Source organism: Pelagimonas sp. KU-00592-HH, assembly GCF_040369695.1.
In the GTDB taxonomy this organism is placed as follows: Bacteria; Pseudomonadota; Alphaproteobacteria; order Rhodobacterales; family Rhodobacteraceae; genus Shimia.
Genome location: NZ_BAABWM010000003.1, coordinates 36,158 through 57,193 on the forward strand (window position 1 = coordinate 36,158; position 21,036 = coordinate 57,193).

Consider the following 21,036-nt stretch of genomic DNA (forward strand, 5'->3'; position numbering starts at 1 on the left):
GCCACAAGCGAATCCATCTTTTTGAACAGGGCGTGCCAAGGGGCGTGCCCTTTCCTTTTGTGCCTTCCTTTGCGTATCGAGATGGTGCCTGTTCAAAAAACGACGAGTTTTGTCGTAAAGGTCTGATTAATCGATCCGGCCCTCGTGTTTGCTGTTGGGAACAACGCATGAGGAGACTGTCATGAGTGACACAGGTGGACGCAGGCGGCGCGGTGGTGGCCGCGCGGGCAATTCGGCGCGGCGCACAAGCGCGGGGGTTATCGAACAGATGCCATGGCGTCAGCCGGTCAATATCGACCGGCCGACCGAACCGCTGACCGAGGAAGGCGTTCAGGCGATCCACGACGGCGCGATGCGCATTCTCGAGGAGATCGGCATCGAGTTCTACAACGAGGAAGCCAAGGGCATCCTCAAGGAAGCCGGCTGTACCGTTGATGGTGACAACGTGCGCATGGGCCGCGATTTCGTCATGGAGATGGTCGGCAAGGCGCCGTCAAGCTGGACCATGACGCCGCGCAATGCCGAGCGTCAGATCACGCTGGGTGACAAGCACATCCTGTTCGGAAACGTGTCCTCGCCGCCGAACTATTGGGATATGGAACTGGGGCGCAAGGTGCCGGGCACGCGCGAAATGTGCGCCAACCTGTTCAAGCTGAGCCAGTATTTCAACTGTATCCACTTTGTCGGCGGCTATCCGGTGGAACCGCAGGACATCCACGCCAGCGTGCGTCACCTTGCCGTGCTCTATGACAAGCTCACCCTGACCGACAAGGTGGCGCACACCTATTCGCTTGGCAAAGAGCGGGTCGAGGATTCGATGGAGATGGTGCGGATCTCCGGCGGCTGGAGCGACGAGGAATTCGAAGCCAGCCCGAAAATGTACACCAACATCAACTCGACATCGCCGCTCAAGCATGACGAACCGATGATGGACGGCTGGATGCGCATGGCGCGTCGCAACCAGGGCCTCGTGGTGACGCCCTTCACGCTGGCAGGTGCGATGGCTCCGGTCACCATGTCGGGCGCAGTGGCGCAGTCGCTGGCCGAAGGCCTGTGCGCGGTGGCGCTGGCCCAGTACATCCGCCCCGGCGCAGCCTGTGCGATCGGTACCTTTACTTCGAACGTCGACATGAAATCGGGGGCGCCGGCCTTCGGGACGCCGGAATACATGCGCGCCACCCAGATGACCGGCCAGATGGCGCGGTTCTACGGTCTGCCGATGCGTGCCTCCGGCGTCTGTGCTGCGAACGTGCCGGACGGTCAGGCGATGTGGGAAACCTCGAATTCGCTGTGGTCTGCCGTGCAGGCCGGGGCCAACATGGTCTATCACGCGGCCGGTTGGCTTGAGGGCGGTCTGATTGCCAGCCCCGAGAAATTCGTGATGGACTGCGAAGTCCTGCAAATGATCCAGCGCTACATGGAGCCGGTGATCACCGAAACCGGCCCCGATGAAATCGCGCTGGATGCGATCAAGGATGTGGGCAACGCGGGCCACTTCTTTGGCATCCAGCACACGCAGGACCGCTATACCACCGCCTTCTATCAGCCGTTTGTCTCGGACTGGCGCAACTACGAGGCCTGGGAAGCGGCCGGATCGGTCTGGACGCCGGAACGCGCGCACCATGTCTACAAGGACATCATCAACAGCTTCGAAGCGCCGCCCATGGACGAGGCGATCCGCGAGGAACTCGCCGATTTCGTGGCCCGCCGCAAGGCAGAGGGCGGGGCCCCCACCGACTTCTGAGCAGGGTTTGTTACCGACTGGAAAGGGCGTCCCCGTGGGGCGCCCTTTCGCGTTTGGAGCTGTTGCACCCACCACGCGCCGTCATGCCGCAACGGCATTCCGTGGAAACTTCGCTTTCAAGTTTTTGGCAAAAGGCTTTAAACTAAAGCGGGTTAAGGGGGACTTGGCATGACACCAGCCGACAGCAAGGATATTTCGAGCCGCGCAACGATGGCCCTGATCGGAGGCGTCGTGGGCTTTGCGATGTGGATGTTGATCGACGTGGTGCCCGACGTCCTGACCAACCCGCATGTCTTTGTGACGGTCACGGCGGCGGTGGCGGGGTTCAGCGGCGTTTTGCTCGGGATTGTCGGGCCGGCGCCATTGCGGCGAGCGGTGCCGGGCGCTCTTGGGCTTGCGATACCGGCGGCCCTTGCGCTGGGCTGGGCCAGTCTGCGCCACGAGACGCTTCAGGGGTTCGGAGACGACGGGCTTGCCCTGCTGGCCTGGGCGGTGATCCTCTTCGTGGGCACGCCGTTCATGGCCGTGCGCCTGATTCACCCCGATCTTTGGCGCAACTATGGCGAACTCTTTGATTTCAGCTGGTCGGTGGTGGTGCGCTATTCGGCGGCCTGGCTGTTTGCCGGTGTGTTCTGGGGCATCCTCCTTTTGTCGAACGCCCTGTTCGAGATCGTCGCGATCACCATTATCGAAGACCTTCTGGACATCGATCCCGTACCCCATGTCCTGACCGGCGCGGTGCTGGGTCTTGCGCTGACCGTGGTCTACGAGATGCGGGAATACCTCTCGCCCTTCATGGTGCTGCGTCTGATGCGCATCCTCGTGCCGGTGATGGTCGTCGTGGTTGGCGTCTTTGCGCTTGCTCTGCCGTTTCGCGACATGAACAATCTATTTGGCGGGCTGTCCCCCTCGGCCACGCTCCTGGTGGTCGCCATCGGCAGTATCACCCTGGTCAGCGTTGCCGTCGACCGCAGTGATGATCGTGCCGTGGCGCTGCGGTTCATGCGTCTGGCAACCGAAGCGCTTGCCATTCTGCTCGTGGTTCTGGCCGGGCTGACGGTTTATGCGATCTGGCTCCGGGTTGATCAGCACGGTTGGACGCCTGAACGCCTTGCCGCGGCCATCGCAGCCGGCATCGTTTCGACTTATGCCGTGGTTTACGCCCTTGCCGTTGCCCGGCGCGGCGGCTGGATGCAGCACGTGCGCGATGCCAATGTCTGGGTGGCGATGGGGGTGATCGGTGTGGCCTTTCTCTGGCTGACCCCGGTCCTCAATCCCGAACGGATCGCCACCAACAGCCAGGTTGCGCGCTACCTTGACGGCCGCGTGTCTGCCGATGATGCCGCGGTCTGGGAAATGGCGCATGATTGGGGGCGGGCCGGGCAGGTGGGCCTTGCGCGTCTGGCCGCGCTGGAAGGCGAAGAACACGCCGACATCCGCAAGGCGATTGACCTTGCGGGCCAGACCGACCGCCGCCATGTCTTTCAGCGGCGCTCTGGTGACAAGGCGCGCGAGATCAAGGTGGCAGACCTTTTGGCGAACCTGACGGTGGTCGGCTCCGCTGCCGAGATGACCGCGGATGCGCTGTCCATTCTGCCAGACTTCCGCCTTGACGACTGGGGGCAGGTCTGTGCCCGGGCCAGCGATCCCGGCTGTGTTGTGGTGATCGGGGATTTTGGCGGGGCCGAGGGCGCGGAAGGCATCCTGTTCCTGCCGCGCCGAGGGGTGCACTATGACGCCATCCAGCTGCGCTTCGAAGAGGACAGGCTGATTGCCGGTGCCTTCCTGCGCAACCAGAGCCGCGACGGTGTGGCCGAAATCACCGCGGACGACGTGGCGCGGATCAAGGCAGGCGACTTTGAAATCGCCCCTTCAAGCCGCAAGTCGCTCTGGTTGGATGATCTGGAAATAAGTCCTGACAATTGAAACTATTGAAGGCTTCTTAAACCTTTGATCGCAGGATCGGCCTCGAACAGTCGGGGCAGAAGGCATGCATGGTCTGATCAACAGGGCGATCCAGTGTTTCGTTCAGGACAACTACGGCTTTGACCGCTGGCAGAGCATGTGCTTTGCCGCCGGGTTGGACGAGGTCGAGTTCGAAGCGATGCTGCACTATGAGGATGAACTGACGGACCAGTTGCTTGATATGGTCTCGGCCGCGCTGAAATCCCCCCGTGACACCGTTTTGGAAGACATCGGAACCTACCTTGTGTCGCATCCCAACGTCGAAGCCTTACGCAGGTTGCTGCGGTTCGGGGGCGAGACCTTTGTGGATTTCCTGAACTCGCTTGAGGAACTTCCCGATCGGGCGCGGCTGGCGGTGGATGATCTGGTTCTGCCGCAACTGGACGTCCGCGAAGTCGACCCGCATCATTTCCGTCTCACCTGCCGATTTCCGCGCCCGGGGTTCGGGCATGTGGCTGTCGGAATTCTACGCACGCTGGCTGATGATTATGGGGCGCTTGTCTTTCTGGAACATAACGGGGTTCTGGCCGGTGCAGAAGAAATCGACATTACCCTGATCGAAACGGCCTTTGCCAAGGGGCGCAGTTTCGAGATCGGGGCGCGGGCGGTCTAGGGCATGTTGCATGATCGCGATATCGCGCAGCTTCTGGCGCGGCTGTGCCCCATGCACCTTGCGGTGGATGAGCAGGGGCAGGTGATGCACATCGGTCCGACACTTGCCAAGCTCTTGCCGGACAAGCGCAAGGATGACGCCTGCCTGTTTGACCTGATCGAAGTGCGCCGGCCAAGCGGTGTCTGCAATATGAAGGCTCTGCTGGCGCGACAGCGGCAGAAACTTTCTCTGCGTCTGCGCGGGCATGGGGGGCATGCCTTCAAGGGGGTGTTCGTGGCGGTGCCCGGGCAGGGCGGTATTCTCGACCTCTCCTTTGGCATCGCGATCATGGATGGGGTCCGTGATTTCGAACTCAGTGCCTCTGATTTCGCGGTGACCGACCTCGCCATCGAGATGCTCTACCTGATCGAGGCCAAATCGGCAGCGATGGAGGTGTCGCGCAAGCTTAACCAGCGGCTTCAGGGGGCCAAGATCGCGGCCGAGGAACAGGCCTTTACCGACACGTTGACCGGCCTCAAGAACCGCCGCGCGGTGGATCACGTGCTGCCCCGCCTGATCGACCGGGGCGAGGCGGTGACGCTGATGCAGGTCGATCTCGACTACTTCAAGGCGGTGAACGATACCTATGGCCATCCGGCGGGGGATCACGTGTTGCAAAACGTCGCCCGCGTGCTGGTGCAGGAAACCCGTCAGGGCGATTGCGTGGCGCGGGTGGGCGGTGACGAATTCGTCATCATCCTTGTTGGTGAGGTGGACGAGGCCGCGGTTGCCCATATCGCCGAACGCCTGATTAAACGGATCGAGGCCCCGATCCGCTGGCGTGGTGACACCTGTGAAATCTCTGCGTCGATCGGCATCGCGACCAACGCCTTTGGCAGTGGCGATACAGGCGAAACACTGTGGGCGCGCGCCGACACCGCGCTGTATGCCGCCAAGAATGGCGGTCGTGGCCGTTTTCGCATGGCCTAGGCGTTCGCCCGCCCGAAAGGGGCGGGCAGACCCGTCAGCGTTTGTTTTTCATCGCGTTCAGCAGGGCATCGCCCAAAGCGCCCGTGCCGCCGCCCTGGGGTTTGCCACCCTGATGACGGCCGGCACCCTGTGGTTTGCCCTTGCCCTGATAGCTGCGCTGTCCGCCCTGCGGTTTGCCGCGCTGGGGCTTGTCGCCCCGGTTTCCGGCCCCCGCCGCATCCCGGCCCCCGCCGTCCTTGCGCATCGACAGGCCGATGCGTTTGCGCGGCGCGTCCACCTCGGTCACGCGGACCTTGACCACGTCACCGGTTTTCACCACCTCGTGCGGGTCTTTGACAAAGCGATCCGCCAACTGGCTGATGTGGACCAGCCCGTCCTGATGCACCCCGATGTCGACAAAGGCCCCAAAGGCCGCCACGTTGGTAACGGTGCCTTCCAGCACCATGCCGGGCTTGAGATCGGAAATCTCTTCGACACCATCGGTAAAGGTGGCGGTCTTGAAGCTCGGGCGCGGGTCGCGGCCCGGTTTCTCGAGTTCGGACAGGATGTCCCGCACGGTCGGCAGACCAAAGTTGTCGTCAACAAAGTCCTCGGCGCGCAGGCGTTTCAATGCGCCTTCATCGCCCATGATGCTGCGCAGGTCACGGCCGCAGGCCTCGACGATGCGTCGGGCCACGCCATAGGCCTCGGGGTGGACGGATGAGGCATCCAGCGGTTCGGCCCCTTCGCGGATACGCAGGAAGCCCGCGCATTGTTCGTAAGCCTTCGGCCCCAACCCGCGCACATCAAGAAGGTCTTTGCGTGCCGAGAACGCGCCGTGGATGTCACGGTGCATCACCACCGCATGGGCCAGCGATGGCGTGAGGCCCGCGACATGCGACAGCAGCGGCGCCGAGGCCATGTTGAGATCAACCCCAACCGCGTTCACCGCGTCCTCGACCACGCCCTCAAGCGCCTGTGACAGGCGGCGCTGGTCCACGTCGTGCTGGTACTGGCCGACGCCGATCGATTGCGGTTCGATCTTCACCAGTTCGGCCAGCGGGTCCTGAAGGCGGCGGGCAATCGACACCGCGCCACGCAGCGACACATCAAGATCGGGGAATTCGGCAGCTGCGGTTTCCGAGGCCGAATAGACGGATGCACCGGCCTCGGAGACCACGACCTTGGTTGGTTTCTTGATGCTGGCCGGCAGCAGTTTCAGCAGGTCGCCCACAAGACGTTCGGTCTCGCGGCTTGCGGTGCCATTGCCGATGGCGATCAGTTCCACATCGTGTTTGCGGATCAGCTCGATCAGCTTGGCTTCGGTGCCGCGCAGATCGTTCTTGGGCTGGAAGGGATAGACGGTTGCCGTATCCAGAAGCTTGCCCGTGGCATCCACCACGGCCACTTTGACACCGGTGCGGATACCCGGATCAAGGCCCAGTGTCGCCCGCGCACCTGCCGGAGCAGCGAGGAGCAAGTCTTTGAGGTTGCGTGCAAAAACCGTGATCGCCTCTTCATGGGCGGCGCGGCGCATCTCGGTCATCAGGTCAAGGTACATGGTCAGGCTCAGCTTGACCCGCCATGTCCAGGAAGCCGCAGCGCGCAGCCATTGATCGCCGGGGCCATCACCGTGGATGCCGATCTCGGCGGCGATCATGTCGACCGCGCGGGGAACGCCGGTGTCGGCATCGGGGGCGATCTCGATGCTGACGATTTCCTCTTTCGAGGCCCGCAGGATCGCCAAGGCCCTGTGCGAGGGGATCGTCGCCCAGGCCTCGCGATGATCGAAATAGTCCGAGAACTTGGCCCCGGCCTGTTCCTTGCCCTCCTGAACCCGTGCCGAGACAAAGGCCTCTTTCTTCATGAAATCCCGCAGCGATCCCAGAAGGCCCGCGTTTTCGGCCAGCGTTTCCACGAGGATGTCACGCGCGCCATTCAGGGCGTCTTTGACGGTTGCCACCGCTTCGGATAGATACCCTTCGGCCAGGGTTTCCGGCACGGCCGTGCGGTCATCTAAGATGGCCTGCAACAGCGGCTCCAGCCCGTTTTCCCGTGCGATCATCGCCTTGGTGCGGCGCTTGGGTTTGTAGGGCAGATAGATGTCCTCCAGCGCCGCCTTGGTGTCGGCACCGGCAATGGATTTCGCCAGCGCATCCGTCAGCTTGCCCTGATCCTTGATCGATTGCAGGATCGTTTCGCGGCGGGCTTCCATGTCGCGCAGATAGGTCAGGCGATCGGACAGGGTGCGCAGCTGCGTATCGTCCAGCCCCCCGGTCACCTCTTTCCGGTAGCGGGCCACGAAGGGCACGGTCGCGCCTTCGTCAAGAAGGGTCACAGCGGCCGAAACCTGGGTTGCGGCGGCGCCGATCTCGGTGGCGATGGTGCGGGCAATGCGGGCGGCGGTGGTGTCCAAGGCTTCTTTTCTCCGACTGTTGGGAGGGTCTTGATAGCGGCGTGCAGGGGGGCTGCCAAGTGGAAGAAACCGCGATGCGCGGGGTTCCGTAAAAATACGATCCCGTAGTCCTACGATTGACGGCGGGGGCGGGCTTGCGCGAAGTGAAGGGATGAAACGCAAAGTAGTCTCCGCCGCCGAAGCTGCCGCCCTGATCAAGGATGGCGACACCATCACCACCTCCGGATTCGTCGGGATCGGCGTGCCGGATGAACTCTTGTCTGCTGTTGAGAAACGGTTTGTCGAGACCGGGCACCCGCGTGACCTGTCGCTGGTCTTTGCCGCGGGGCAAGGCGACGGCAAGGAGCGCGGGTTGAACCGGCTTGGCCACGAGGGGCTGCTCAAACGAGTTGTCGGCGGGCATTGGGGGCTGATTCCCAAGGTGGCGCAGCTGGCGACGCAGGGAAAGATCGAGGGCTGGAACCTGCCGCAGGGCTGTATCAGCCAGCTGTATCGCGACATCGCGGCGGGCAAGCCGGGCATGTTGTCGAAGGTCGGGCTTGGCACATTTGTCGATCCGCGTCTTGGCGGCGGCGCGATCAACGAGATCAGCACCGAACCGCAGGTCGAACTGATGGAGATCGGCGGGGACGAGGTGCTGTATTATCCCGCTCCGCGCCTGACCGTGGCCCTGTTGCGTGGCACCACGGCGGATGAGGCGGGCAATATCACGATGGAGCGCGAGGCGCTGACCATCGACAACCTTGCACAGGCCATGGCGGTTCATAACGCGGGCGGCGTGGTGATCGTTCAGGTGGAGCGCATCGCACAGGCCCGCACATTGCCGGCGCGCGAGGTTCAGATACCGGGCATTCTTGTTGATGCCGTGGTCGTGGCCGAGCCGGAAAACCACCTTCAGACCTATCGCACGGCCTTTAGCCACGGGTTCACCAACCGCATCCGCTCTCCACAGGGGGAAATCCCGCCGATGCCGCTGGATGCGCGCAAGATCATCGCGCGGCGCTGTGCCTTCGAACTGCCGGTGAACGGGGTTGTGAACCTTGGCATCGGCATGCCCGAAGGGGTGGCCGCCGTGGCCGCGGAAGAGGGGCTTTTGGAGCATATGACCCTGACGGCAGAGCCGGGGGTGATCGGGGGGCAGCCCGCCTCGGGGCTGGATTTCGGGGCGGCGATCAACACCGACGCGGTGATCCCGCAGAACAACCAGTTCGATTTCTACGATGGCGGCGGGCTCGACATGGCCTGTCTTGGTCTTGCGCAGGCCGACCGCCACGGCAACGTCAATGTTTCGCGCTTTGGGCCGCGTCTGGCCGGGGCCGGGGGCTTTATCAATATCTCGCAGAACGCGCGGCGCGTGGTCTTTGCCGGCACCTTCACGGCCTCTGGCCTCGATCTTGCCATCGAGAACGGGAAGATCGCGGTGCGTGAGGAAGGCAAGGCGCAGAAATTCCTGGCCGATGTCGAGCAGATCACCTTCTCTGGCGCGCGTGCCGGACAGTTGGGCCAGCCCGTACTCTACGTGACCGAACGCGCGGTGTTCGAACTGTCGGGGCAGGGCCTGAAGCTCATGGAAATCGCGCCGGGTGTCGATCTGGAGCGCGACATCATCGGCCAGATGGCCGTGCCGCCGGTGATCGACGACGAGCTGCGCCTGATGGATGACCGGATTTTCCGCGAGGGTGAAATGGGGCTGCGCACCGATCTGCTGCACCTTGATCTGCCCGATCGCATTGCCGTCGACCCGAGCGTGGGCCGTCTCTACCTCAACTTTGAAAAGATGCGAGTGCGTCGCCAGTCCGAGGTGGACCGCGTTGGCGAGTTGGTGGCTGCGGCCTGCGCGCCGCTGGCCGACAAGGTGGATGTGATCGTGAACTATGACGGGTTCAAGATCGACGAGACACTGGAAAACGAATGGGCGCGGATGGTGGCGGCGCTGGATGCGCAATACTATCGCACGGTTTCACGCTATTCAGGATCGGCCTTCATGCGAATGAAATTGCACGAGGTTTTCCCGCATGCCCGCCCGCATATCTTCGAGACAAGCGAACAGGCACGGTCTTTCCTCGACGCGGCGCAGTCCTAGCGCGCGGCCTCGGACGCCGGCCGGCCGCGTGCGATCAGGTCCACCATTGTCTTGATGCGCGGGCCTGCATGGCGCAGGAACATGGTATAGCTTTCGCAGAAATAGTTGTGCCCCGCCTCGCCATCTTTCGAGGTCGCAAACCGCTGTTTCGGACAGCCACCATTGCAGGCAAAGCGGAATGAGCAGGACTGGCACTGTTTGGTCAGCGTCTCTTTCTTATCGCGTCCGAATTGTTGTTGCCGTTCGGTCCAGAGCATCTCGCGCAGGGGCGTTTCGGTGATCTTGCCAAGGCGGTACTCGGGGTAAACATAGTGATCGCAGGAATAGAGGCTGCCGTCATGCTCAAGCGCAAGGCCGTTGCCGCAGGTTTCGGCATAGACGCAGAGCGAAGACTGCCCGTTCAGCCAGAGCCCGACCTGGGTGTCGAAATACTGGACAAAGACCTTACCGATGTCGGCCTTGAACCAGGTGTCAAAGACATCGCACAGGAACTTGCCATAGGCGCGGGGGGCAACGCTCCATTCGGTCACGGCGTTGCCGGGGTCCATATCGACCTGCGGCGCACTCGCCAGCCCGTCACCGGCGCTGCGCTCGGCAATCGGGATGAACTGGATATAGTCAAAGCCCGCCCCCTTGAGGAACTTGTAAATCTCGCGCCCCTTGCCGCCATTGGCGCGATGTACGGTGGTCAGCGCGTTGTGCTCGACCCCATGGCGCTGCAGGACATCAAGACCGCGCATCACCGCGTCAAAGGTGGGGCGGCCCGCCCGGTCGATGCGGTAACGGTCGTGGATTTTCTTGGGGCCGTCGATGCTCAGCCCGACAAGAAAGCGGTTGTCTTTCAGGAAGCTGCCCCAGGTGTCGTCCAGAAGCATACCGTTAGTCTGGAAGGCGTTTGAACAGGTCACGCCGTCGGGCAGGTATTTCTGCTGAAGTGCCACGATCTTGCGGAAGTAATCCACGCCCAGCATCGTTGGCTCCCCGCCCTGCCACGCAAAATGCACCTCGGGCATGCCCGCCTCAAGCGAGGTCTCGATGGTCTGGCGGATATAGCTCTCCAACACCTCGTCAGACATCCGAAACTTCTTTTCCGACGGGAAAAGCTTTTCCTTTTCAAGGTAATAGCAGTAGGTGCAATCAATGTTGCACCGCGGACCAATCGGCTTGGTCATGATGTTGAACGGTGTGGGTTGACCTGCCATGGTGTGCCTTCCGCGTTTCCTGATCCCTGTTGTGGCCCGGAAGGCATATGCTTTGCAATCGTTTCATGCGCGATGCCGGTGGCGATGGTTCAGTATTCGCGGTTTGCGAATAATCAATTCGTCTTTGCCCCGATTTTCCCCGCCTGACAGCGGGATTATAAGCGCTTCGAACAAGAACCCGGAGCATTCCCATGAAAGACATCGCCACCCTTCAGGACGTTCAGGCCCAGATCATCGAGGCCTTCACCTTCCGCCACGCCTGCAAACTGTTCGACGCCGAGCGCAAGGTGCCGGACGACCAGTTCGACACCATCCTCGAAGCCGCCCGCCTGTCGCCCACATCCTTCGGGCACGAACCTTTCCAGATCCTGATGATCCAGAACCCGGACAAACGCGAGCTGTTCCGCGATTTTGCCTGGGGCGCCAATGGCTCGATGCACGGCACCAGCGGGCAGCTTGGTACCGCCAGCCACTTTGGCATCATCCTCGCCCATACCTCCGAAACCATGACCGCCGGGTCGCCCTATCTCCAGTCCTTCTATCGCGACGTGAAACTGCTGCCGGAAGAGGTCATCGAGCTGTTCAACGGCGCCTATGGCAAGTTTCAGGCCGAGGATTTCGACATTCAGGGTGACCGCCAGATCACCGACTGGTCGGCGCGTCAGGCCTATATCGTTCTGGCCAACATGATGACGGCCGGCGCGTTGATGGGGATCGATTCCTGCCCCATCGAAGGCTTTGAAGTCGCGCGCACGCAAGACGTTCTGCAAGAACATTTCGGCGTCGATCCCAAGGCCTACCGTCCGGCGGTGATGTTCGCTTTCGGCTACCGCGCCGCGGAACCCGCCTTTGGCAAAACCCGCCGCGAAACCGACAAGATGGTTCAGTGGTTCTGACACCAAAAGGAGCGGCGCACAGCGCAAGCCTCTTGCCGGACGTGGTGTAAGGTCATACAGATCGCAAAGCGCAACAGGCGCTTGCAGCAAAAACACCCCTCGCAGGTTTCTGCGAGGGAAGTTTTCGGAACGGTGGCTTTGCGGAACAAAGCGCCAATTCGCTGAATTAGCTAACGATGTCCGGTTCTGTTCGAGCGCCTCACGTTGTCAGATTGCTCTACGACCTTGCTGTCCAACTACTATTCCCGTTTATCTCTGCAATGGGGCGCTTCCAATCTATGCGATAAAGACCAGCTTGAATTGGCGTTGCTGATTGGGGGTCGAATAGGGCAATGTTTGAAGCGAAGATGCTTTCTTCCTCTTCAGAATGCCCTAGATCACGCCAACCATTTGACCAGAATGACGTGCGATAGGCTACTCCATCAAAACCACGCTCTTTGAAGGCAGATGCGATAAGATTGCACGCACGATAGTGTAGTTTCCGATCTGTGTCTGAAACTCGTCGGGAAACAAAATCAGCAGTTTGGTACAGTAGCCATTTATCCCAGTCATCGTCTGTTTGTTTGTCGTTTAAAATGAACCCAATAGGGACACCGCCTTTTTGCAATAGCTTTGCCAAACGTAAAGGGCGCAATGTTTCAAACTTCGCCACAGTACAAGTGTCAGTAGACAATGCTCGCGTTTCTGCAATGGCCACTTCGGGTGTGGTTGACAAATAGAGAACTGGATTGCGTGGCGCGTTAAACCTTCCAAGCTGTGTCTTGTTTGCTGGAGGAGCACAAACATCGTCTCGGGATAGCGGATGATGGTCTAAGCGCCCCGTTTGCGTGTCCTCTTCTTCAATGTAGTCTTTGCGAGCTCTGTATGCGAGGAAGCCCTGCTTAAGCTCCTCCTCATCTCCTGCCCGCTCAACAATGTTGACAATTCTATCTGCAAAATCACACGCGCGTCGCAAGTCTCCCAACCCACCAATCGACAATGCATCTAAAATGACCTTTGGGTCGTGTTCGGAAAATTTCAAATTGGAGCACCCATTTTCTGACATTCCATATCACATCTTTAGATGTGAAGTGGTCATTGGAACAAGATGCAACATCCGGTACTTCGGGCTCACACCAGACATTACCCAACCCACCAGATCAGCAACACTTCCTCTAAGAGGCTTGCGCAAATCGTCGCCCCTCTTGCCTTTTGTCATGGTTTCCCCACCTGACATCGCATAGCGCCGGTATCTGGCGGGTTGACCCTTGAGGTCGGCTTCGCCACTACAACCGGCAGGAAAACGTCTTGGGGAACAGATCATGGCCAGAACTCCGACACCTCAGCAGGGTGAAGCGGAACGCGAGAAATCAAAACGCGTCAGCGCATTGCGCGGCCTTGGCCCGTTCCTGGCCCCCTACCGGAAAATGGTGGCGCTGGCCGGTCTTGCCCTGACGCTGACCGCCTGTGTCTCGCTGATCCTGCCGGTGGCGGTGCGCCGTGTGGTCGACAATTTCGGCACCGAAAGCGATATGCTGCTCGACCGCTATTTCTTTGCCGCACTTGCCTTTGCCGGATTGCTGGCGGTGGGAACCGCGCTTCGGTATCTGCTGGTCACCCGTCTTGGCGAAATCGTGGTCGCCGACATCCGCAAGGCCGTGTTTGACCGCGTCATCGGCATGAGCCCCGCATTCTATGAAAAGATCATGACCGGTGAAGTCCTGAGCCGGATCACCACGGACACCACGGTGATCCAGTCGGTGATCGGCTCGTCCGTTTCGGTGGCCCTGCGCAATGTGCTGATCTTTATCGGTGGCCTTGTGCTGATGCTGTTCACCTCGGCCAAGTTGACGGGCATGGTGCTTTTGATCGTGCCTGCCGTGATCGTGCCGATCCTTGTTCTGGGCCGTCGCCTGCGCAAGCTCAGCCGGGAAAACCAGGACTGGATCGCCGAAAGCTCGGGCAATGCCTCCGAGGCGCTGTTGTCGGTGCAGACCGTGCAGGCCTTTACCAACGAGACCCGTGCCAAGGACGGGTTTGCCGATGTGACCGACCTGTCGCTGCTGGCGGCCAAGCGGCGCATCAACACCCGCGCCGTGATGACGATGATCGTGATCTTCCTGATCTTCACCGGCGTTGTCGGCGTGCTTTGGATGGGGGCCCGCGACGTGCGGGCAGGGGGCATGAGCGTCGGCGCGCTGGTGCAATTCGTGATCTATTCGGTCATGGTGGCGGGCGCGGTTGGCGCGCTGTCGGAAATCTGGGGCGAACTCCAGCGGGCCGCCGGGGCCACCGAACGTCTTGTCGAACTGCTGCACGCCGAAGACAGCGTGAACGATCCTGCCGCCCCCAAGGCCCTGCCGTCGCCGGTGAGGGGAGAGATCCGCTTTGAGGGCGTGTCATTTGCCTATCCCTCGCGGCCCAATATCTCGGCCCTCTCCGAGGTGGACCTGACCATCGCGCCGGGCGAAACCGTGGCGCTTGTTGGCCCGTCCGGGGCGGGCAAGACCACGGTTATTCAGTTGATCCAGCGGTTCTATGACGCCGATCATGGGCGCATCTGCCTTGATGGCATCCCGTTGACGGATGTGTCGCGTGACACCTTCCGCCGCCACCTTGCCCTTGTGCCGCAGGATCCGGTGATCTTTGCCGACACCGCCCGCGAGAACATCCGTTTCGGCCGTCTTGATGCCACTGACGCCGAGGTCGAGGCCGCCGCCCGTGCCGCTGCTGCGCATGACTTCATCACGGCCTTGCCCGAGGGCTATGACAGTTTCGTCGGCGAACGCGGCGTGATGCTGTCCGGTGGCCAGAAGCAACGGATCGCCATTGCCCGCGCGATCCTGCGGGATGCGCCTGTTCTGCTCTTGGACGAGGCGACATCGGCGCTCGATGCGGAAAGCGAACGGCTTGTGCAGGAAGCGGTTGACGAAATGGCGCGCACCCGGACCACGATCATTGTCGCCCACCGTCTTGCGACGGTGAAAAAGGCCGACCGGATCATCGTTCTTGAAGGGGGCCGCATCGTGGCGCAGGGCAAACACGACGACCTCGTTGCAGAGGGCGGGCTATATGCCAAGCTGGCCCGGCTTCAGTTCACCGACGGGGCCAACGGGCTCTGAATTCCCCCTAACTTCCCTCTCTTTCCTCCGGCAGGGTCGCGCCACGAAACACTCTGGGAGACAAGAGACATGGGACTGTGGAATTTTCTGAAGGGCGCGGGCAAATCGCTGGTGGGCGGAGACGACACGCCGGACGCAGAGGCCCTCAAGCAAGAGGTGCATGAGCTGGGTCTGGATGCCGAAGGCCTGGACATCACCGTCGAGGGTGACACTGTGAAGGTGACCGGCGAAGCCGCGAGCCAGGAGATGCGTGAAAAGGTGATCCTCGCTGTGGGCAACGTCGAGGGCGTCTCTGCTGTCGAGGACAACGTGAGCGGCCCCGAGCCGGTGTTCCACACGGTCGAGAAGGGCGATACCCTCTGGGCCATCGCGACGAAAACCCTTGGCAACGGCTCGCGCTATACCGAGATTTTCGAGGCCAACCGCCCGATGCTGAAAGATCCCGACCTGATCTATCCCGGCCAGGTTCTGCGCATTCCGCAGGACGGCTGAGAGGGGCAGACATGCGCATTCTCGGGGGCGGCCAGACGGCCGCCCTTTTTGCGTTCTGCGGCAAGGCAGCGGCCCCTTTGCCATTGCGATAGCGCAAACTTGGCATATTTAGTTCAACTACAAGTGTTTTAACGCAACGTTTCTAATTCGCTTGACCCTGCGTAGGCTGTGGCCAAACACTTGCGGGATGGTGTTTTTGCCCCCATCGTTGGGCGCAACAGATGCGCGCGTGACGGGCAATACGGGAGGAGTATCACATATGACGTTTTCATCGGTTGAAGACTTGCAAAAGATTGAACAGGAAATGCCCTGGTCCGAGCGGGAGCTTCCCACGACTCTTTACGAGTTTCTGACCCACACCAAGGATCGCTTCCCGAACCGTCCCGCGATCTCTTACCAGCTTTTGTCGGGGGCCAAGGACAAGGCCGAGACCCTGACCTGGGCCGAGTTGCACAGCAAGAGCGTGCAGGCGGCCAACCTGTTCCGCGATCTGGGTGTGGGCGAAAAGGACACCATCGCCTATATCCTGCCGAACGCGAACGAGACCATGTTCACGCTGTTGGGCGGCATGATCGCGGGCATCGTGAACCCGATCAACCCGCTGCTCGAGCCGGAGCAGATCGGTGCGATCCTGCGCGAAACCGATGCCAAGGTCGTGGTCACGCTGAAACCGTTTCCCAAGACCGACGTGGCCCAGAAGGTGGCCGAGGCCGTGCGCCACGCACCGCATGTGCACACCGTCCTCGAGATTGATCTCAACCGCTATCTGACCCCGCCGAAATCCTGGATCGTGCCGCTGATCCGCCCCAAGCTCGAGGGCAAGCCGCACGCCGACTACAAGGATTTCAACAAGGAAATCGCCAGGCAGAACACCACTCTGGGTTTCGCCGATTCCGATGGTGACCGGGTGGCCGCCTATTTCCACACCGGCGGCACCACGGGGATGCCGAAAGTGGCCCAGCACCTCTATTCCGGCATGATCTACAATGGCTGGCTTGGGGATCGCCTGCTGTTCACCGAAGAAGACAGCATCATGTGCCCGCTGCCGCTGTTCCACGTTTTCGCGGTACACGTCATCATGCAAGCGGCGATCTCGTCCGGCGCCCACGTGGTGTTCCCGACGCCGCAGGGCTATCGTGGGGATGGCGTTTTCGACAACTTCTGGAAGCTGATCGAACGCTGGAAAACCTCTTTCATCATCACCGTGCCAACCGCCGTTGCCGCCCTGATGCAGCGCGAGGTGGATGCCGATATCTCGACGGTGAAAACCGCCTTCTCCGGCTCTGCACCGATGCCGCTTGAACTGTTCAAACGGTTTGAAAGCACCTGTGGTGTGGACATCGTCGAAGGCTACGGCCTGACCGAGGCGACCTGCCTTGTTTCCTGCAACCCGCCCACCGGCGCCAAAAAGGTCGGCTCGGTCGGCCTGCCGTTCCCGCATACCGACGTGCGCATCTTCCGCGATACCCCGGATGGTCCGGTCGAATGCGCCACCGATGAGGTCGGGGAAATCTGTGTCTCGAACCCGGGCGTCTATGCCGGCAACACCTATACCGAAGCCGACAAGAACGCCGATCTCTATCATCACGAGAAATACCTGCGCACCGGTGATCTCGGGCGCATTGACGAAGACGGCTATCTCTGGATCACCGGCCGTGCCAAGGATCTCATCATTCGCGGCGGTCACAACATTGATCCCGCCGAGATCGAAGAAGCCATGTTGGCGCACCACGATGTTGCCTTCGCCGGTGCCATCGGTCAGCCGGACGCCTACGCCGGCGAGGTGCCCTGCGTTTATGTCGAACTGGTTGAGGGCGCGAGTGTTTCGCAGGAAGAGCTTGAGAAACACGCCAAGGTTCACATCCACGAACGCGCGGCCATGCCCAAGCACGTCGAGGTCATGCCGGAACTGCCGAAAACCGCTGTCGGCAAGATCTTCAAACCCGACCTGCGCAAATCGGCGATCACGCGCATCTACAATGCAGCTCTTGAAAAAGAGGGTGTACCGGCCCGCGTGACCTCGGTTCTCGACGACAAGAAGCGCGGTCTGGTGGCCCAGCTGACCAACAACGGCGATGCCTCGGACGAGGAAGTGGGCAAGGTGCTTGGCGATTTTATCCGTCCGTGGGAATGGGCGCAGGAAAGCGAGCAGGTCTGAAACACCATGACGCGACCCCGAAAAAGGCGGGGCGCGTAACAGTTCGATGAATTTTTGCCGGGTGGCGGGGAGACCTGCCACCCGGTGTCGCTTTGGGCTTTCAAGCGACGTGTTTGGGCGCTAACGGTTTTCCTGTTCAGGAAAGATCAGAGACATGACGGACAACTTGGATATCGTGGACATCTTCGTAATCGGTGGCGGCGTGAACGGCACCGGCATCGCACGTGACGCAGCGGGTCGTGGCCTGTCTGTGATGCTCGCGGAAAAGGGCGATCTGGCCTCGGCCACGTCGTCTGGCTCGACCAAGCTGTTCCACGGGGGGCTGCGTTATCTTGAATATTTTAAGTTCCGCCTGGTGCGCGAAAGCCTGATCGAGCGCGAAGTTCTTCTTCGGGCGATGCCGCACATAAGCTGGCCGATGCGGTTCATCCTGCCGCTGCACCCCGAGATGCGCTTTCCCGGTGGCACGCCGACATCCCGCCTGATGAGTCTATTCATGCCCTGGGCCAAGGGGCGGCGGCCTGCATGGCTGATCCGTCTTGGCCTGTTTATGTATGACCATCTGGGCGGGCGCGAAATCCTGCCCGGAACGCGCTCGGTTGACCTGACAAGCGACGAGGCGGGCGCGGTGCTTCGCTCTGAGATGCGACGGGCCTTCGAATATTCCGATTGCTGGGTGGATGATGCCCGTCTTGTGGTTCTGAATGCCCGGGATGCCGAGGCGCGCGGCGCGGCGATCCATGTCCAGACCGAGGTCATCCGCGCCGAACGGGCAGGGGACCTGTGGCAGATCACCCTGCGCAGCGCCTCTGGTGAGCGTGTGGTTCAGGCCCGCGCCCTCGTGAACGCGGCGGGGCCGTGGGTGGGCGACGTGATCAAGGGGGTGGTCGGCACCCAAAGTCGCGAGGGTGTCACTCTTGTGCGCGGCAGCCATATCATCGTGCCCAAGATATTCGATCACGATCGCGCCTACTTTCTTCAGGGCAGCGACGGGCGGATCATCTTTGCCATTCCCTACGAGCAGGACTTCACCCTGATCGGCACCACCGATGAACCGCACACCGATCCCGATACGCCGCCGCGCTGTACGGATGCCGAACGCGACTATCTGATTGATTTCGCGGCCCAGTATTTCAAGCAATCGATCACTGCCGACGATGTGGTCTGGACCTATTCGGGGGTGCGCCCGCTCTATGACGACGGGGCAAGTTCGGCCACGGCGGCGACCCGCGACTATGTTCTGACGCTGGACGAGGGCGGTGCGCCGCTCCTCAATGTCTTTGGCGGCAAGATCACCACCTATCGCAAACTGGCCGAAGCCGCGCTGGCGCGGCTGGTGCCGCATTTCCCGCAAGCGAGCCCCGACTGGACCGCAGGCGTGGCCCTGCCGGGGGGGGACTTTGCGGTGGGTGATGTCGCCAAGCTGACCGCCCGCTTGCAGGATGACTATACGTTTCTGACGGCCCCTTGGGCGGCTCGCCTCATCCGGCTATATGGCCGCGACGCCTGGGAGGTTCTGGGCGCAGCGGCCACGGTTGCAGACCTTGGGCAGCATTTCGGAGACACCCTCTATGAGGTTGAACTGCGCTGGATGAAGGCGCGAGAGTTTGCCACCAAGGGCGAAGATGCGCTGTGGCGGCGCTCCAAGCTCGGCCTGCGCCTCTCCGAGGCGGAACGCGATGCGGTTGGGGCGTGGTTTACGCTGCAAAACTGATTGGCAAGCCGGGGATTTGCGGCCAATCTGGCACCTACGCAATACCACCATGATACCGACGTGATACCGACATGACTTTTGTGCTTGCCATCGACCAGGGCACCACCTCTTCCCGCGCCATCATTTTCGACGCCGACATGCAGATCGTCGCCACCGCGCAAGAGGAGTTCACCCAGCATTTTCCAAGCTCCGGCTGGGTGGAACATGACCCCGAGGACATCTGGAACACCGTGGTCGCGACCTGTCGGCAAGCCCTTGAGACAGCAGGGATTTCCGCCTCTGACATCGTGTCGATCGGCATCACCAACCAGCGCGAGACCACTCTGGTCTGGGATCGTACCACCGGCCAGCCGATCCACAGCGCGATCGTCTGGCAGGATCGTCGCACTGCCGATTTCTGTCGTGACCTCAAGGAGATGGGACATGAAGCCAAAGTGTCCGCTACCACTGGCCTTCTGCTTGATCCCTATTTCTCCGGCACCAAACTACGCTGGCTTCTCGACAACGTCGAAGGCGCCCGCCAGAGGGCCGAGGCGGGTGAGTTGCTGTTCGGCACGGTCGACAGTTTCCTGATCTGGCGTCTGACCGGCGGCAAGACCCACGCCACCGACGCCACCAATGCCTCGCGCACCATGCTTTATGACATCCACGCCGGCGGCTGGAGTTCCGAGATGTGCGAGATGCTGGATGTGCCGATGGGGATGCTGCCGCAAGTCTTTGATTGTGCGGCAGATTATGGTGTGAGCGATGCCGCCATCCTTGGGGCGGAAATCCCGATTATGGGCGTCGCCGGGGATCAGCAGGCCGCCACCATCGGGCAGGCCTGTTTTGCGCCGGGCATGATGAAATCCACCTATGGCACCGGCTGTTTCGCCCTGTTGAACACCGGCGATACGGCGGTTGCGTCCAAGAACCGCCTGCTGACCACGGTGGCCTACCAGCTCGATGGAAAACCCACCTATGCCCTTGAAGGTGCTATCTTTATTGCCGGTGCGGTGGTGCAGTGGCTGCGCGATGGACTGAAGATCATCGAGGCCGCCAGCGAGACGCAGGCCCTTGCCGAGGCCAGCGACAGGGAGCAGTCACTGATCATGGTGCCCGCCTTTACCGGCCTTGGTGCGCCCTATTGGGCGCCGGATTGTCGCGGTGCGGTTTTCGGCCTGACCCGAAACTCCGGCCCTGCTGAATTCGCCCGCGCCGCGCTGGAAAGCGTCGGTTTCCAGACCCGAGACCTGATCGAGGCGATGATTGCCGACATGGGAGGCGCTCCGGACACCGTCTTGCGCGTCGACGGGGGCATGACGGCCAGCGACTGGACGATGCAGTTCCTCTCCGACATCATCGGCGCGCCGGTTGACCGTCCGACGGTTCTCGAAAGCACCGCGATGGGGGCGGCGTGGCTTGCCGGTATGTGCGCCGGTATCTATCCGGATATGCAGGGTTTTTCCGAAACCTGGGCGCGTGATCGCCGGTTCCAGCCCACGATGACGCCGGAAGATCGCGCGCATCGCTATGAGGGCTGGAACCGCGCCGTCGCGGCCACGTTGGCGGTTTGATCGGGCCGGGTGAAGTGGCGGCTTACTAATAATTAGAGGGCTGCGTCTGCCTGGGCGGGCGCGAATGCGCCTGCCGGGGGCAGGCAGGCGCAGCCCGGCGGTGCCGCCGGGCGTAACAGACTTGGCTGACTCCCAAATATCGTTGCCA

The 21,036-nt window shown here is 61.4% G+C and carries 14 protein-coding genes; 11 read left to right on the forward strand and 3 right to left on the reverse strand.

What is annotated here, in order from left to right; genetic code table 11:
• The first annotated feature begins 181 nt into the window (after nt 1-181).
• From ABWV42_RS12600 to ABWV42_RS12615, 4 genes are all read left to right on the forward strand, one after another.
• Nucleotides 182-1,744 (forward strand): trimethylamine methyltransferase family protein, encoded by a 1,563-nt coding sequence (locus ABWV42_RS12600; protein ID WP_353340446.1) that lies wholly within the window; start codon nt 182-184, stop codon nt 1,742-1,744.
• A gap of 168 nt (nt 1,745-1,912) precedes the next feature.
• Nucleotides 1,913-3,670 (forward strand): DUF4153 domain-containing protein, encoded by a 1,758-nt coding sequence (locus ABWV42_RS12605; protein ID WP_353340447.1) that lies wholly within the window; start codon nt 1,913-1,915, stop codon nt 3,668-3,670.
• A gap of 64 nt (nt 3,671-3,734) precedes the next feature.
• On the forward strand, nt 3,735-4,322 hold the full coding sequence (locus tag ABWV42_RS12610) for a heme NO-binding domain-containing protein (RefSeq protein ID WP_255105704.1): 588 nt from the start codon (nt 3,735-3,737) through the stop codon (nt 4,320-4,322).
• 3 nt (nt 4,323-4,325) lie between these two features.
• Complete coding sequence (locus ABWV42_RS12615; protein ID WP_353340448.1) at nt 4,326-5,291, forward strand: GGDEF domain-containing protein; 966 nt, start codon at nt 4,326-4,328, stop codon at nt 5,289-5,291.
• Between the two features lie 34 nt (nt 5,292-5,325).
• Here ABWV42_RS12615 and ABWV42_RS12620 read toward each other — a convergent pair whose 3' ends face one another.
• Complete coding sequence (locus ABWV42_RS12620; RefSeq protein WP_353340449.1) at nt 5,326-7,686, reverse strand: Tex family protein; 2,361 nt, start codon at nt 7,684-7,686, stop codon at nt 5,326-5,328.
• Nucleotides 7,687-7,837: 151 nt separating this feature from the next.
• Between ABWV42_RS12620 and ABWV42_RS12625 the strand changes: the two genes are divergently transcribed.
• Nucleotides 7,838-9,769, forward strand: a complete 1,932-nt coding sequence (locus ABWV42_RS12625) for an acyl CoA:acetate/3-ketoacid CoA transferase (RefSeq protein WP_353340450.1) — start codon at nt 7,838-7,840, stop codon at nt 9,767-9,769.
• On the opposite strand, the gene ABWV42_RS12630 is transcribed toward ABWV42_RS12625, so the two are convergent.
• Entirely contained in the window at nt 9,766-10,971 is a 1,206-nt protein-coding gene (locus ABWV42_RS12630) for an anaerobic sulfatase maturase (RefSeq protein ID WP_353340451.1), read from the reverse strand. The genes ABWV42_RS12625 and ABWV42_RS12630 overlap by 4 nt on opposite strands.
• A 191-nt stretch (nt 10,972-11,162) precedes the next feature.
• Here ABWV42_RS12630 and ABWV42_RS12635 point away from each other — a divergent pair, with 191 nt between their 5' ends.
• Nucleotides 11,163-11,867 carry an NAD(P)H-dependent oxidoreductase gene (locus tag ABWV42_RS12635; protein ID WP_353340452.1) on the forward strand — a complete coding sequence of 235 codons (705 nt, stop codon included), beginning with the start codon at nt 11,163-11,165 and terminating at the stop codon, nt 11,865-11,867.
• 217 nt (nt 11,868-12,084) lie between these two features.
• Here the strand turns inward: ABWV42_RS12635 and ABWV42_RS12640 are convergent, their stop codons facing one another.
• The gene (locus ABWV42_RS12640) at nt 12,085-12,888 is read right to left on the reverse strand and encodes an RES family NAD+ phosphorylase (RefSeq protein ID WP_353340453.1); all 804 of its coding nucleotides are present in this window, start codon (nt 12,886-12,888) and stop codon (nt 12,085-12,087) included.
• A 280-nt stretch (nt 12,889-13,168) separates the two neighbouring features.
• On the opposite strand from ABWV42_RS12640, the gene ABWV42_RS12645 reads away from it, so the two are divergent.
• The 5 genes from ABWV42_RS12645 (at nt 13,169) to glpK (ending at nt 20,888) form a co-directional block, all read left to right on the forward strand.
• On the forward strand, nt 13,169-14,968 hold the full coding sequence (locus ABWV42_RS12645) for an ABC transporter transmembrane domain-containing protein (protein WP_353340454.1): 1,800 nt from the start codon (nt 13,169-13,171) through the stop codon (nt 14,966-14,968).
• Between the two features lie 69 nt (nt 14,969-15,037).
• Complete coding sequence (gene lysM / locus ABWV42_RS12650; RefSeq protein ID WP_255105723.1) at nt 15,038-15,460, forward strand: peptidoglycan-binding protein LysM; 423 nt, start codon at nt 15,038-15,040, stop codon at nt 15,458-15,460.
• A gap of 259 nt (nt 15,461-15,719) precedes the next feature.
• Nucleotides 15,720-17,618 carry an acyl-CoA synthetase gene (locus ABWV42_RS12655; protein WP_353340455.1) on the forward strand — a complete coding sequence of 633 codons (1,899 nt, stop codon included), beginning with the start codon at nt 15,720-15,722 and terminating at the stop codon, nt 17,616-17,618.
• A gap of 154 nt (nt 17,619-17,772) precedes the next feature.
• The gene (glpD, locus tag ABWV42_RS12660; protein WP_353340456.1) at nt 17,773-19,332 is read left to right on the forward strand and encodes a glycerol-3-phosphate dehydrogenase; all 1,560 of its coding nucleotides are present in this window, start codon (nt 17,773-17,775) and stop codon (nt 19,330-19,332) included.
• 71 nt (nt 19,333-19,403) lie between these two features.
• A complete protein-coding gene (gene glpK / locus ABWV42_RS12665; RefSeq protein WP_353340457.1) occupies nt 19,404-20,888 on the forward strand; it encodes a glycerol kinase GlpK in 1,485 nt (494 codons plus the stop codon).
• Nucleotides 20,889-21,036: the final 148 nt, after the last annotated feature.